Here is a 13,840-nt window from a genome sequence, read left to right on the forward strand (position 1 = left end):
TATGGGGAAGCCAGGCAAGACCCGGCCTCCCGACCAATGCGGCGCAAGGCAGACCCGAAACAGGGGTAACAGGCAGTAGCTGGAACCCCAATAATCACCATCCAATAGGAGGCAGCAAATGAGCAAGCGTATCGCATATGTGACCGGCGGCATGGGCGGCATCGGGACCGCCATCTGCACCCGTCTGTGCAAGGACGGCTATACCGTGGTGGCCGGCTGCGGCCCCAATTCCACCCGCAAGGATACCTGGCTGGCCACCATGCGCGGCCACGGCTTCGACATCCATGCCTCTGAAGGCAACGTCTCTGACTGGGAATCCACCAAGGCCGCCTTCGAAAAGGTGCGCGCCGAGATCGGTGAAGTGGACGTGCTGGTCAACAACGCCGGCATCACCCGCGACGGCCAGTTCCGCAAGATGAGCAAGGCCGACTGGGATGCCGTCATCGACACCAACCTCAATTCGCTCTTCAACGTCACCAAACAGGTCATCGAAGGTATGTGCGAGCGCGGTTTCGGTCGCATCGTCAATATCTCGTCGGTGAACGGCCAGAAGGGCCAGTTCGGCCAGACCAACTACTCCACCGCCAAGGCCGGCATCCACGGCTTCACCATGGCGCTGGCCCAGGAAGTGGCGACCAAGGGCGTGACCGTCAACACCGTCTCGCCGGGCTATGTCGGTACCGACATGGTGCGTGCCATCCGCCCGGAAGTGCTGGAGAAGATCGTCTCCGGCATTCCCGTCAAGCGTCTGGGCGAGCCGGAGGAAATCGCCTCCATCGTGGCCTGGATCGCCTCTTCCGAGGGCGGCTATGCGACCGGTTCGGACTTCTCCCTCAACGGCGGCCTGTACATGGGCTGATGTCCCTGGCTGCAGCAGGCAGGCAGGCAGGCAGCTCGCCCGCCTGCCCCTGCTGCGGCCATCGGCGGAGAATTTCTCCGCACTGCACGATCGGGCTCCCCATTGTGCGTCTTCCCCCCTATAATGGCTTGCGTTGCTGCCCTGCAAAAGAACCGCGACCGCGTCGCGAGGACGACGCAAGCTGCATCACAGTAGAAGAAGCAAGGAGAGGACAGCATCAATGTCCCGGACGCCCGCGGGTCGGGAGCGCATCGAAGCGGCCCGCACCGCTGCAAACCAAGGCCGGCCAACGGCTGCAATGAGAGAGACTGGACTTCAGATGACTACTGCAAAAAATTCGGCAGACCGCTTGATCAAGAAGTACCCCAACCGCCGTCTTTACGACACCCAGACCAGTTCCTACATCACCTTGACCGACGTCAAGCAACTGGTGCTGGACAATGAGGAATTCACCGTGGTCGACGCCAAGAGCGGCGACGACCTGACCCGCAGCATCCTGCTGCAGATCATCCTGGAAGAAGAGTCGCACGGTGTCCCGATGTTCTCCAGCGGCGCCCTGTCGCAGATCATCCGCTACTACGGCCATGCCATGCAGGGCATGATGGGCAACTATCTGGAAAAGAACATCCAGACCTTCATCGATATCCAGAACAAGCTGGCCGAAAATTCCAAGGGCTTCTACGAAGGCAAGCCCTTCAGCCCGGAGATGTGGACCCAGTTCATGAACGTGCAGGGGCCGATGATGCAGGGCATGATGAGTAACTACATCGAGCAGAGCAAGAACCTGTTCATCCAGATGCAGGAGCAGATGCAGAGCCAGACCAAGAACATGTTCGGCACCTTCCCCTTCGGCGCCACCGGTACCCCGCCGGACCAGAAGAAGTAAGCGGCCCGAACAAAAGTTGCCCGACCGACGGCCCCGCGTGGGCCGTTTCGCTTTTCTGGCCTACCAGGGCGGTCATGACCCAAAAACAGGCGCAAATGAGCGGACGATGTACAATAGCGCCCTGATTTTTAAAGCATTTTTCGCTTTTTTCCGTATTTTCGGCCGCTTGCGGCCCGTCTCACTGAGCAATCTGCCATGTCCAACCCATCCTCTCCCGCCAGCCCGGCCCTGCCCAAGGTCGGTTTCGTCTCCCTCGGCTGCCCCAAGGCACTGGTCGATTCCGAACAGATCCTGACCCAGTTGCGGGCCGAAGGCTATGACACCGCCAAGTCCTACGACGGCGCCGATCTGGTGATCGTCAATACCTGCGGTTTCATCGATGCCGCCGTGCAGGAGTCGCTGGATGCCATCGGCGAGGCATTGAGCGAAAACGGCAAGGTGATCGTTACCGGCTGCCTGGGCGCCAAGAAGGATGCCGAGGGCGACGACATCATCCAGAAGATCCACCCCAAGGTCTTGGAAGTGACCGGTCCGCACGCGGTGGGCGAGGTGATGCAGGCGGTGCACAAGCACCTGCCCAAGCCCCATGCCCCCTTCGTCGACCTGGTGCCGCCGCAGGGGGTCAAGTTGACTCCCAAGCACTTCGCCTACCTGAAGATTTCCGAAGGCTGCAACCATCGCTGCAGCTTCTGCATCATTCCTTCCATGCGCGGCGACCTGGTCTCGCGTCCCATCGCCGATGTGATGCTGGAGGCCGAGAACCTGTTCAAAGCCGGCGTCAAGGAATTGCTGGTGATCTCGCAAGACACCAGTGCCTATGGTGTGGATGTGAAGTTCCGTACCGGCTTCTGGAACGGCAAGCCGATCAAGACCCACATGACCCAACTGGTCGGTGCGCTGGGTGAACTGGCCCAGCAGTACGGTGCCTGGGTGCGCCTGCACTATGTCTATCCGTATCCGCACGTGGACCACATCATCCCGCTGATGGCCGAAGGCAAGATCCTGCCTTACCTGGACGTGCCGCTGCAGCATGCCCATCCGGATGTGCTCAAGCGCATGAAGCGCCCGGCCAACGGCGAAAAGAACATCGAACGCATCCAGGCCTGGCGCGCCATGTGCCCGGACCTCACGATCCGATCCACCTTCATCGCCGGCTTCCCCGGTGAGACCGAAGCGGAGTTCGAATACCTGCTGGACTTCCTCAAGGAAGCCGAGATCGATCGCCTGGGCTGCTTTGCCTATTCGCCGGTGGAAGGCGCGACCGCCAACGAGATCGCCAATCCGGTCCCGGAAGAAGTGCGCGAGGAACGTCGCGGCCGTGTCATGCAATTGCAGGAAGAGATTTCCAAGAAGCGCCTGCAGGCCAAGGTCGGCAAGACCCTGCGCGTGCTGATCGACGAGGTGGACCGCAACGGCGGTACCGGCCGCACCTATTCCGATGCGCCGGAAATCGACGGCGTGGTCTATGTGAAGCCACCTTTCGAGCCGCATCGCAAGCTGGAAGTGGGCCAGTTCGTGGACGTGCGCATCACTGCGGCCGATGCCCACGACCTGTGGGGTGCGGCCGAGTGAAGGTGCAGCGCTTGCTGATGCGCAGCCTGCTGGGGGCGGCGCTGTCCTGCTCGGTCCTCATGCCGGCATCGACCTGGGCCGCCAGGCCAGGACCGGCCGCCAGCGCGCCGGAGGGTTCGCTGCAACAACTGCTGATGACCCATGCACTGGTGCTGCGCGGCCAGATCGATGGGCGCGATATCCAGCTTTCGCTGCAACCCAAGAAGAACGAGGACGGCGTGGAAGGGCGTTACTTCTTCTTTGGCGGATCCCCTGAGATCCTGGTTGCCGGTGAGGTTGAGGGCGACGATTTCATCATGGAAGAATCGGTCAATGGCAAGGATGTGTCGGGCCAGTGGGAAGGGCATCGGCAGGGCCAGTCCATCACCGGTACCTGGTCCAGTGCCGATGGTGCCGTCACCAAGCCTTTCGCGCTGCAACTGCCCTGAGGCCGGGCCGATCGTCTCCGAGCCCGTGATCGCGTAATTTGCTGACGCCGGCTTTCGGTGTCGGCAGGCTGCGCGTATAGTGATGCCTTTGCGCGCAGCCCTTCGCTGCGCGTCTCGTTTTCAGAGGCAGAATCGTGTCCGACCCCAAAGAGACTTCTCTCACGCCGCAAACTTCCCTGATCCACAGCAGCTATCGCGCCCCCGACGGTTTCGAGGCCTTCCCGGTGGGCATTCATCACGCCTCCACCGTGGTGTTCCCCAATGTCGAGGCGATGCGCTCGCGCGAGTGGCGCGAAAAGCTGGGCTATACCTATGGCCTGCACGGCACGCCCACCAGTTTCGTGCTGGAGGCCCGGCTGGCCGAGATCGAGGGCGGCAATTACTGTCGTGTTACGCCCAGCGGGCTGGCCGCCATTGCCATGGTCAACTTCGCCTTCCTCAAGAGCGGCGACGATGTGCTCCTGCCGGACAATGTCTACGGGCCCAGCAAGGACCTGGGCCAGTGGCTGGAACGCGATTTCCAGATCACGGCACGCTTCTATGACCCGATGATCGGCGAGGGCCTGGCCGACCTGATCATGTCCAATACCCGTCTGGTGTGGACCGAGACGCCGGGTTCGGTGTCGATGGAAGTGCCGGATATTCCGGCGCTGTGCCGGGCGGCCCACGCCAGGGGTGTGCTGGTGGCGATCGACAATACCTGGTCCGCCGGCCTGGCCTTCAAGGCCTTCGAGCATGGCGTGGACATCGTCATGCAAGCCGTCACCAAGTACCAGTCCGGTGGTTCTGATGTGCTGATGGGCGCGGTGGTGGTGCGCGACCAGGCCCTCAATGAAAAGCTGGAGCTGGCGCACATGCGCCTGGGGTTCGGCGTGGGCATGGACGACGTCTATCTGGTGCTGCGCAGCCTGTCCTCGATGCGCCTGCGCTTCGAGGCGCACGATGCGGCCGCGCGCAAGGTGGCGACGTGGTTGAAGCAGCGTCCGGAGATCGTCTCGGTGCTGCACCCGGCCTTCGAGGATTGCCCTGGCCATGCGCACTGGAAGCGGGACTTCACCGGCGCAGGGGGGCTGTTTTCGGTGATCTTCGATCCGCGCTACGTGGAAGAGCAGACCGACCGCTTTGTCGACAGCCTGCGCCTGTTCAAGATCGGTTACAGCTGGGGCGGTGCGCACAGCCTGTGCGTGCCATACCGGATGCGGGGCATGCGCCGGGAATGGATGCGAGAAGGGCAGCTGGTGCGCTTCAACATCGGCCTGGAGTCGCCGGAAGATCTCATCGCCGATATCGAACAGGCCCTGGCACGCATGTAAGCGTCGAGCCAACCCGGCGCGGTGTGTCTGCACCGGGTTTGCCGTCAAGAAATTGAATAAAGGTAAATGTTGCCTCTGTTTCTCGTTTTGGTGCGAAGGAGGCGGTCATAAAATGCTAGTCATTCTTGATACGGCATTCTCACACCGCTGAGTCGCTTCGCATTTTCTCGTCCCGTGGGGCAAAAGATGTGAGACCGCGTAAAACATTGCAATTTTTTCGCGGTCCCGTATTGAAGGAAACTACAGTTTAGCTCGGCAGTCGAAGAAGAAATGCGGCTGAGCTAGTCGTTACACAGCAACATGGCACAAGAAAACCGCCAAAATTTACAATTTATTTTGTTGCTTTGGTATCAATTTTGTTGAGCCATTTCGGGCAAGAAACCTTTTGATCAGGAAATTCCTGATTGTCGCTGGAAGTCGCAAGGACTCTGGCTGTTCATCTCCCTGGCACCAAAACTGCAGGGGAAATAGGTCTTCTTGTAAGACAAAGTCTGACAAGCCTGCTGGTTTTGTTTCGGACGAAAAATACCGATCAAGTCTAATTTCCCGCCTGTCCGCCCCCCCTCAGAATTGGCTTGCAGTCAAGTAAATGTAAGCGATTGTAAGCAGCTCAATGCAGCCGAGAGCAGCACAGAGCAGTATGGAGTTCTTACCGAGGTGGGGTGCAAATGAATACCAACGACATGATGGCGGAGATCCGCGATGCCAACCTGAGCTATCTGATGCTGGCACAGCAGATGATCCGTCAGGACAAGCCGACCGCAATCTTCCGGCTGGGTATCAGCGCAGAGATCGCCGATCTGATCGAGGGTTTGTCCAATGCCCAGATCATGAAACTGGCCGCGACCAACATGATGTTGACGCGCTTCCGTTTCGACGATGGCGCCATCCTCGGCATGCTCACCAATTACAACAAGGACAAAAGCCTGGCCCAGTCGCATGCGGCCATCCTGATGGCCTGTCAGCCCAGCGAACAAATTTCGTAAAACAACAAGACAAGAGCAGTGCCGGTGCGAGCAGGGGTCTATGCACCGGAGGGGAAGACGTACCGTAGCAATCAATAAGTTTGTGTCTTGGATTTGCAGCCTGATGTCCATCTGCCTCGTGCACATGGAGAGGGGTCAGGCAGTGTCACTACGAAATCACCGGGGGGTAGCACCATGGCTAAAAAGAGCGTTGTTACAGAGGCGCAGGAAATTCAGTTGGCCATTGAACTGATCAACCTGGGGGCGCGCCTCCAGTTGCTGGAATCCGAAACTTCGCTGTCGCGCGAGCGCCTGCTGAAGCTGTACAAGGAGTTGAAGGGCGTCTCGCCGCCCAAGGGCATGCTGCCGTTCTCGACGGACTGGTTCATCACCTGGCAGCCCAATATCCATTCGTCGCTGTTCATCAACGTGCACCGCTATCTGGTGGAGCATGCCCGCATCAGCGGCATCGAAGCCGTGATGAAGGCCTACAAGCTCTATCTGGAACAGGTCGGTCAGAGCGATGCCGGCGAGCCGGTGCTCTCGCTCACGCGGGCCTGGACGCTGGTGCGCTTCTTCGAAAGCAAGATGCTCATGACCACGCCCTGCTGCAAGTGCGGCGGCCACTTCGTGGTGCATCGCCTGGATCTGCATCAGGATTACCTGTGCGGCCTGTGCCACATGCCTTCGCGTGCCGGCAAGACCAAGAAGGCCAAGGACGCAGTGGTCATGGGCCTGGTGGAAGCCCTGCCGGTGGCAGCCTCCGCCCCGATGGTCGCCGAGCCGGTGCTGGCGGCCGTTGCCTGATCCGCAGTGTTGCGCCATCGCTGTCGATGCGGTCTCGGTTCGGCCGCCCGACCGTGACAGGGGCGCCGCCACACTGCCAGGAAGAATGAGGCCGATTGTCTAGATGTCTGACCTAGAGAACCACCCCGGCGCCCACCGCAGGCCACTGCTGCAGGCGCCGGCGATCCAGGCCTTGTTGCTGTTCGTGTTGGGCCTGGTGGGCGCCAACGTGATCGACGTGCTGTGCCAGCGCGCCGGTCTTTCTCCCTTTTCCCCCTTGCAAACTTCCCTGCTGCACGGCGCGATCGCCGCGCTGCTGGCACGTCTGCGCCGCATGGCCGTGTGGTGGTGGCTGATCCTGCTGGTGTTCCCGCTGGCGGCGCTGCTGGTGGGGCGGCTGCAATTGCCGCCATGGCTGTTCCTGACGGTATTCCTGTTCATGCTGGTGCTGTTCTGGTCCACCTTCCGTAGCCAGGTGCCGTTCTATCCCTCCGGCCGCAGTGCCTGGGATGCGGTGGCCGCCTTGTTGCCCCAGGGGCGGGCGATCCGCTTCATGGATATCGGCAGCGGCCTGGGCGGCGCGGTGCTGGATCTGTCGCATCGCCGGCCTGAAAGTGAATTCACCGGCATCGAGATCGCGCCCTTGCCCTGGCTGGTGAGCCGCCTGCGTGCGGCGCTGACGGGCAATCGCTGCCGCTTCGTGCGGGGCGACTATCTGTTGCTCGATTTCGCAGAGTACGACGTGGTGTTCGCCTATCTTTCGCCAGCCGCCATGCTGGCCCTGTGGCACAAGGCCCGGGCCGAAATGCGGCCGGGGACGCTGTTACTGAGCTACGAATTCCATATTCCGGGGACCACGCCGGACCTGGTGATCCAGCCCGAGGGGGGCGGGCCGGTGCTGCATGGCTGGCGCATGTGAGCGCATAAAGTGACGCAATGCGAGACGCGACGTATCAAGTTTGCCCGGATTGAGCCGTAAATCGAAAAGGAAGGGCGTTTTTCGGATATGTATTCCCTCATTTGCTTGATTGGAATACCTGTAATCTGACGAACGTGAAAATACATGCAACGCCACTGGGACGGGAGCAGGCACTTTGTTAGTCATTATCGGATATGTCATTGTCATGGGCTCCGTCTTCGGCGGCTTTGCCCTGTCCGGCGGCCATCTGGGGGCGCTGTTTCAGCCACTTGAACTGCTGATGATCGGCGGCGCCGCGGGTGGTGCGTTCCTGGTGGGTAACAACGGCAAGGCGATCAAGGCCACGATGAAGGCCTTGCCGACCGTCCTCAAGGGCTCGACCTACACCAAGGCGCTGTACATGGAGCTGATGGCGCTGCTGTTTGAGATCCTGACCAAGTCTCGCAAGGAAGGCCTGATGTCCATCGAAGGCGACATCGAAGAGCCGGAAAGCAGCCCCATCTTCAGCAAGTACCCCGGCGTGCTGGCCGACCATCACCTGATCGAGTTCATGACCGACTATCTGCGCCTGATGGTGTCGGGCAACATGGATGCGTTCCAGATCGAAAACCTGATGGACAACGAAATCGAGACCCACCACCACGAGGGTGAGATTCCGGTGCACTGCATCGCCAAGCTGGGTGACGGTATGCCGGCCTTCGGTATCGTGGCCGCGGTGATGGGGGTGGTGCACACCATGGAATCGGTGGGTATCCCGCCGTCCGAGCTGGGCATGCTCATTGCGCACGCGCTGGTGGGTACCTTCCTCGGTATTCTGCTGGCCTACGGTTTCGTGGGCCCGCTGTCCAGCCTGCTGGAACAGAAGCTGCACGAATCGACCAAGATCTACCAGTGCGTGAAGGTGACGCTGCTGGCCAGCCTGAATGGCTACGCGCCGGCACTGTCGATCGAATTCGGCCGCAAGGTCCTGTTCTCGACCGAACGTCCGACCTTCCTGGAACTGGAAGAGCACGTCAAGCAGGCCAAGAGCAAGTAATCCTGCCGTTGGCGGATGGTACGCGCATCGATTCACACAGACATCAGCATTGAGCAGGAGTAAGGCATGGCCGACGAAGGGCTACGTCCCATAATCGTTAAGCGGATCAAGAAGGGCGGCGGTGGTCACCACGGCGGCGCCTGGAAGATCGCGTACGCCGACTTCGTGACTGCGATGATGGCGTTCTTCCTGCTGATGTGGCTGCTGGGTTCGACCGCCAAGGGCGACCTGAACGGCATCGCCGAATATTTCAAGACCCCGCTGAAGGTCGCCATGGCCGGCGGCTCCGGTAGCGGCGACGCCAATACGGTGCTGCCAGGCGGCGGCAAGGACCTGACCCGCCAGGACGGCCAGTTGCGCAAGGGCGAGAACGATGTGGTCACCCGCAAGCAGACCCTCAAGCAGGCCCAGCAGGAACTGGAGAAGGCCGAGCGCTCGCGCCTGGAGCAGCTGAAGTCGCGCCTGGAAAAGGCTATCGATTCCAATCCGACCCTGAAGCAGTTCAAGAACCAGCTGTTGATCGACATCACCTCGGAAGGCCTGCGCATCCAGATTGTGGACGAGAAGAACCGTCCCATGTTCGCCCTGGCCAGCGCCCAGTTGCAGCCCTATACCAAGGAAATCCTGCACGAGATCGGACGCACCCTGAACGATGTCCCCAACAAGATCAGTCTGTCCGGACATACCGATGCGACACCGTATTCCCGTGGCGAGAAGGGCTACAGCAACTGGGAACTGTCGGCCGACCGCGCCAATGCATCGCGCCGCGAGCTGATCACCGGAGGCATGGATGAATCCAAGGTGCTGCGGGTGGTGGGCCTGTCCTCGGCGGTGCTGCTGGACAAGGAAGATCCGTTCAACCCCATCAACCGTCGTATCAGCATCATCGTCATGAACAAGAAGGCCGAGGAACTGGTCGAGAAGGATAGTGGCTCGCTGAACGTGCCCACCGACGCCAGCGACGACGACATTCAGCAGGGTTTGACCGCGCCGCCCAAGAATTGAGGCGGGCGTGACGGGCAGGGATTTGCCATTGAAGCAGAAGTGTTCCAACTGAACAGGGGAAGAGAGCTGGATATGCCGACCAAGACCATGCTGCAGGAGCTCAAGCGCTTGTTGCTCGATACTGCCAGCGGCGGCAGCCGCCAATTGACGGAAGTGGAGTCGGACCTGGTCCAGACCAACATCCTCCTGGGCGAAGCCATCGGCAAGCTGGGTACCAGCTTCATGGAGCTGCACCGTTCAGTGCAGGCCCAGCAGACTATCCTCGAGGGGCTGATGAATGGCACGGGCGAGTTCGACAGCGAGAGCATCGAACAGCTCAAGGCCACCCAGGCGCAGGTCAGCCACCATGTGAACGCGGCGGTCACCGGTCTGCAGTTCCAGGACATGACCAGCCAGCTGCTGGAGCGTATCGTGCGGCGCGTGATCGGCCTGCGTGAAGCGCTGGGCGTGTTGAGCGCCAACAGTTTCGAGATCGTGCCGGAACAGGGGCAGACCGACGAGGAACTCAGGGAGCTGCTGGCCAGCACCGTGCAGGCGATGGAGGAGCGGCTGACCGTGCTCGACACCGGGCTGTGGAAAGCGGTGCGCCAGACACGCATGGAAAGTGGCGATATCGAGTTGTTCTAAGCCTTTGCGGGCTGAGTGGGTCAAGATTGAACTAGGTCATTCCGGCCGGGGACAGGGCAATAGGTCGGAGGCCGGAGCTGCGGCATAATGCACATGCGCATGAGCCTTATTGAAGAAACAGGGAGTAACGATGTCCAAAACGATTCTCGCAGTAGATGATTCCGGGTCACTGCGCCAGATGGTGGTATTCAGTCTGAAGGCTGCGGGTTACAACGTGACCGAAGCGGTTGACGGCGTGGACGCGCTGGAAAAGGCCAAGACGCATACCTTCGACCTGGTCCTGACCGACCAGAACATGCCGCGCATGGATGGCCTGACCTTGATCCGCTCACTGCGCGAGCTGACCAGCTATGCGCGGGTGCCGATCCTGATGCTGACCACCGAGTTCAGTGACGAGATGAAGGCCAAGGGCAAGGCGGCCGGCGCCAATGGCTGGCTGGTCAAGCCCTTCGACCCGCAGCGCCTGACCGAAGTGGTGCGCAAGGTGATCGGCTGATCTTGCCGGGATAACAAGAACGACACGAACCGCATCCAGCATGGAGCCCAGGCATGAGCATTGATATGAGCCAGTTTTTCCAGGTCTTTTTCGACGAGGCCGAGGAAGGGCTCGCGGAAATGGAAAAGCTGTTGTTGGCCGTCAATGTGGCCTCGCCCGATCCGGAGGACCTCAATGCGGTGTTCCGTGCCGCGCATTCCATCAAGGGCGGCTCGTCGACCTTTGGTTTGACCGATATCGCCGAAGTCACGCACGTACTGGAGTCGCTGCTGGACCGTATCCGCCAGGGCCAGATGGCCCTGACCGCGGAACATGTGGACGCCTTCCTGGCGGCCAAGGACGTATTGAAGTCCATGCTCGACGGCCACAAGCATGGTGCCGAGGTGGATCTGGATGCCGTGGGTGATGTACGCATGCTGCTGGAAGCCCTGTCGCAGGGCAAGAGCTCCAGCGCGAGCGCACCCAGGGCTGCTGCAGGACCGGCTGCGGCTGCGGCCATGGTGGGCCCCGACGGCGCCCGTCGCTATCGGCTGGAGATGCCGGTCATCGCCGACAAGGACGCCGAGGCGCTGGCCGACGAGCTGTCCATGCTGGGCAAGATTGAAAAGACCAGGTCTGCCGAAGGAAACTGGGTCTTCATTCTCGATACGGCCGAACCGATCGATGACGTGGTCGCCATCTGCGCCTTCATCGTCAATGTGGCCGATCTGAAGATCTCGCAGGCTGTGGATCCCGGCAAGACCGCAGATGAAGAGCGCGGCTATGGTTTCTTCGATAACTTCGTGACCCAGGAAGACCGCGAACGCGCCCAGGGCTACGGTTTCTTCGACAACCAGACCACCATGGAAGACAAGGAGCGCGAGCAGGGCTACGGCTTCTTCGCTCCCTTCGTGCCGCTGGACATCAGCGCCAAGAAGCCGGAGCCGGAGAGCGCCCACGCTGCCGCCGCCCATGGCACCAATGGTGCCAACGGCCATCACGACGACGCCCATCTGCATGGCGAGCATGCCTCCTCGGAAAAGAAATCCGCCAAGGGGGGCGCCGCCCAAGGACCGGAATCCTCCTCGATCCGCGTGAGCATCGAAAAGGTCGACCAACTGATCAACCTGGTCGGCGAACTGGTGATCACCCAGGCCATGATCGAGCAGCGTGTCGGCAAGCTGGATCCGATGCAGCATGAGCACCTGCTCAACAGTGTCAGCCAGTTGAGCCGCAATACCCGGGATCTGCAGGAATCGGTGATGTCGATCCGCATGATGCCCATGGACTACGTGTTTTCGCGCTTCCCGCGCATGGTGCGCGATCTGGCGCACAAGCTGGGCAAGCAGGTCGAATTCGTCACCCATGGCGCCGCGACCGAGCTGGACAAGGGCCTGATCGAACGCATCGTCGATCCGCTCACGCACCTGGTGCGCAACAGCATCGACCATGGCATCGAACTGCCGGATGCCCGCCGCAGTGCAGGCAAGGGTGAAGCCGGGGTGCTGGCGCTGTCGGCCGAGCACCAGGGCGGCAATATCATCATCGAGGTCACCGACGACGGTGGTGGTCTGAACCGCGACAAGATCCTGGCCAAGGCCAAGCAGCAGGGCATGCCAGTGACCGACAACCTGTCGGACGCCGAGGTCTGGCAGCTGATCTTCGAGCCCGGTTTCTCCACCGCCGAGCAGGTGACCGACGTGTCGGGACGTGGCGTGGGCATGGATGTGGTCAAGCGCAACATCCTGGCCATGGGCGGGGCGGTGGATATCCGCTCCAGCAAGGGCTTTGGTACCACCATCTCGATCTCGCTGCCGCTGACGCTGGCCATCCTGGACGGCATGTCGATCCGGATTGGTGAAGAAGTCTACATATTGCCGCTGGGATATGTGGTTGAATCTTTGCAGCCATTGGCGCAAGATATCAAAGAGATTTCCGGTCAGGGCCAGGTGCTGCGCGTACGCGGCGAATACCTGCCCCTGATCCCGCTTTATCAGATTTTCAACATCGAACCCTCCTTCACCGATCCCTCGCAAGGATTGGTGGTCATTCTGGAGTCAGACGGAAAGAAGGCAGCACTTTTCGTGGATGACCTGATCGGACAACAGCAGATCGTTGTCAAGAATCTGGAATCCAACTATCGGAAGGTCGCCGGCATTTCCGGAGCAACCATTCTGGGCGACGGCGGCGTCGCCCTGATTGTCGATGTGGCAGCCTTGCTGCGATCCAGCCGCCAACTGAACGACGAATCTGTATTTTCCTGATATTTAAAGGGCCACAACATGTCTGACACTGCAACCAAGAATCTTTCCGGCTTCGGCGAAAAAACCGACAGCAATGGAAACGAGTTTCTTGCCTTCACCCTGGGTAAGGAAGAATACGGCATCGATATTCTGAAGGTTCAGGAAATTCGCGGCTACGAAGCCGTGACCCGTATCGCCAACTCGCCTGATTTCATCAAGGGCGTGGTCAACCTGCGCGGCATCATCGTCCCCATCGTCGATATGCGCATCAAGTTCCAGCTGGGCGAGCCGACCTACGACCAGTTCACCGTGGTGATCATCCTCAACATCGGTGGTCGTGTGGTGGGTATGGTGGTCGACAGCGTCTCCGACGTGATCACCCTGACCCAGGAACAGATCAAGCCGGCCCCGGAAATGGGCACCACCTTTGACTCCGATTATCTGATCGGTCTGGGTACCCTGGAACAGCGCATGCTGATCCTGGTGGATATCGACAAGCTGATGTCCAGCGCCGAAATGGGCCTGATCGAGAAGCTGGCTGCCTGATCGCCCTCAGGTCTGTCAGGAAGCTAAGGGATCCGGAGGAGACGCAGTCCGGATCTGACGTTTTTCGTCGTTCGGTACCGCAGGAAAAGCGGGCAGGCTAGCCCGATACAGAAGAGAAAAAGGCATCCGCCGTGTGGTGGATGCCTTTTTTATTGCGCGCTCCCAATGCCGCCAGGCAAG

Annotated in this window: 14 protein-coding genes; all 14 read left to right on the plus strand. The window is 60.4% G+C overall.

The features are described from left to right. The first annotated feature begins 118 nt into the window (after window positions 1-118). Window positions 119-859 (plus strand): 3-ketoacyl-ACP reductase, encoded by a 741-nt coding sequence (locus HBH1_RS05120; RefSeq protein WP_006463258.1) that lies wholly within the window; start codon window positions 119-121, stop codon window positions 857-859. Between the two features lie 319 nt (window positions 860-1,178). Further along, complete coding sequence (gene phaR / locus HBH1_RS05125; RefSeq protein WP_075258843.1) at window positions 1,179-1,745, plus strand: polyhydroxyalkanoate synthesis repressor PhaR; 567 nt, start codon at window positions 1,179-1,181, stop codon at window positions 1,743-1,745. Between the two features lie 195 nt (window positions 1,746-1,940). Continuing rightward, entirely contained in the window at window positions 1,941-3,317 is a 1,377-nt protein-coding gene (gene rimO / locus HBH1_RS05130; RefSeq protein ID WP_102661854.1) for a 30S ribosomal protein S12 methylthiotransferase RimO, read from the plus strand. A gap of 17 nt (window positions 3,318-3,334) precedes the next feature. Continuing rightward, window positions 3,335-3,745 (plus strand): hypothetical protein, encoded by a 411-nt coding sequence (locus HBH1_RS05135; protein WP_166757984.1) that lies wholly within the window; start codon window positions 3,335-3,337, stop codon window positions 3,743-3,745. Between the two features lie 134 nt (window positions 3,746-3,879). Then, entirely contained in the window at window positions 3,880-5,058 is a 1,179-nt protein-coding gene (locus HBH1_RS05140; protein ID WP_102661855.1) for a cystathionine beta-lyase, read from the plus strand. A 668-nt stretch (window positions 5,059-5,726) separates the two neighbouring features. Then, a complete protein-coding gene (gene flhD, locus HBH1_RS05145; protein WP_006463263.1) occupies window positions 5,727-6,044 on the plus strand; it encodes a flagellar transcriptional regulator FlhD in 318 nt (105 codons plus the stop codon). 174 nt (window positions 6,045-6,218) lie between these two features. Beyond that, window positions 6,219-6,830, plus strand: coding sequence for a flagellar transcriptional regulator FlhC (gene flhC, locus HBH1_RS05150; protein ID WP_039875244.1), 612 nt, complete (start codon window positions 6,219-6,221; stop codon window positions 6,828-6,830). Between the two features lie 103 nt (window positions 6,831-6,933). Beyond that, entirely contained in the window at window positions 6,934-7,728 is a 795-nt protein-coding gene (locus HBH1_RS05155) for a class I SAM-dependent methyltransferase (RefSeq protein ID WP_102661856.1), read from the plus strand. Window positions 7,729-7,903: 175 nt separating this feature from the next. Continuing rightward, window positions 7,904-8,764, plus strand: coding sequence for a flagellar motor stator protein MotA (gene motA, locus HBH1_RS05160; RefSeq protein WP_006463266.1), 861 nt, complete (start codon window positions 7,904-7,906; stop codon window positions 8,762-8,764). 66 nt (window positions 8,765-8,830) lie between these two features. Then, window positions 8,831-9,769 (plus strand): flagellar motor protein MotB, encoded by a 939-nt coding sequence (gene motB / locus HBH1_RS05165; RefSeq protein WP_006463267.1) that lies wholly within the window; start codon window positions 8,831-8,833, stop codon window positions 9,767-9,769. 72 nt (window positions 9,770-9,841) lie between these two features. Continuing rightward, window positions 9,842-10,396, plus strand: a complete 555-nt coding sequence (locus HBH1_RS05170) for a chemotaxis protein (protein ID WP_102661857.1) — start codon at window positions 9,842-9,844, stop codon at window positions 10,394-10,396. Between the two features lie 130 nt (window positions 10,397-10,526). Next, window positions 10,527-10,892: a response regulator gene (locus HBH1_RS05175; protein ID WP_006463269.1), complete on the plus strand. Its 366-nt coding sequence runs from the start codon at window positions 10,527-10,529 to the stop codon at window positions 10,890-10,892. A gap of 53 nt (window positions 10,893-10,945) precedes the next feature. Continuing rightward, window positions 10,946-13,135, plus strand: a complete 2,190-nt coding sequence (gene cheA / locus HBH1_RS05180; RefSeq protein WP_102661858.1) for a chemotaxis protein CheA — start codon at window positions 10,946-10,948, stop codon at window positions 13,133-13,135. A gap of 18 nt (window positions 13,136-13,153) precedes the next feature. Beyond that, window positions 13,154-13,660: a chemotaxis protein CheW gene (locus HBH1_RS05185; RefSeq protein ID WP_006463271.1), complete on the plus strand. Its 507-nt coding sequence runs from the start codon at window positions 13,154-13,156 to the stop codon at window positions 13,658-13,660. Window positions 13,661-13,840: the final 180 nt, after the last annotated feature.

This window comes from Herbaspirillum sp. BH-1 (assembly GCF_002870055.1).
GTDB lineage: Bacteria > Pseudomonadota > Gammaproteobacteria > Burkholderiales > Burkholderiaceae_D > Herbaspirillum > Herbaspirillum frisingense.

Coding starts and splice junctions, on each gene's coding strand:
- HBH1_RS05120 (WP_006463258.1), top strand. CDS start 119: ATGAGCAAGCGTATCGCATATGTGACCGGCGGCATGGGCGGCATCGGG.
- phaR (WP_075258843.1), top strand. CDS start 1,179: ATGACTACTGCAAAAAATTCGGCAGACCGCTTGATCAAGAAGTACCCC.
- rimO (WP_102661854.1), top strand. CDS start 1,941: ATGTCCAACCCATCCTCTCCCGCCAGCCCGGCCCTGCCCAAGGTCGGT.
- HBH1_RS05135 (WP_166757984.1), top strand. CDS start 3,335: ATGCGCAGCCTGCTGGGGGCGGCGCTGTCCTGCTCGGTCCTCATGCCG.
- flhD (WP_006463263.1), top strand. CDS start 5,727: ATGAATACCAACGACATGATGGCGGAGATCCGCGATGCCAACCTGAGC.
- flhC (WP_039875244.1), top strand. CDS start 6,219: ATGGCTAAAAAGAGCGTTGTTACAGAGGCGCAGGAAATTCAGTTGGCC.
- HBH1_RS05155 (WP_102661856.1), top strand. CDS start 6,934: ATGTCTGACCTAGAGAACCACCCCGGCGCCCACCGCAGGCCACTGCTG.
- motB (WP_006463267.1), top strand. CDS start 8,831: ATGGCCGACGAAGGGCTACGTCCCATAATCGTTAAGCGGATCAAGAAG.
- HBH1_RS05170 (WP_102661857.1), top strand. CDS start 9,842: ATGCCGACCAAGACCATGCTGCAGGAGCTCAAGCGCTTGTTGCTCGAT.
- HBH1_RS05175 (WP_006463269.1), top strand. CDS start 10,527: ATGTCCAAAACGATTCTCGCAGTAGATGATTCCGGGTCACTGCGCCAG.
- cheA (WP_102661858.1), top strand. CDS start 10,946: ATGAGCATTGATATGAGCCAGTTTTTCCAGGTCTTTTTCGACGAGGCC.
- HBH1_RS05185 (WP_006463271.1), top strand. CDS start 13,154: ATGTCTGACACTGCAACCAAGAATCTTTCCGGCTTCGGCGAAAAAACC.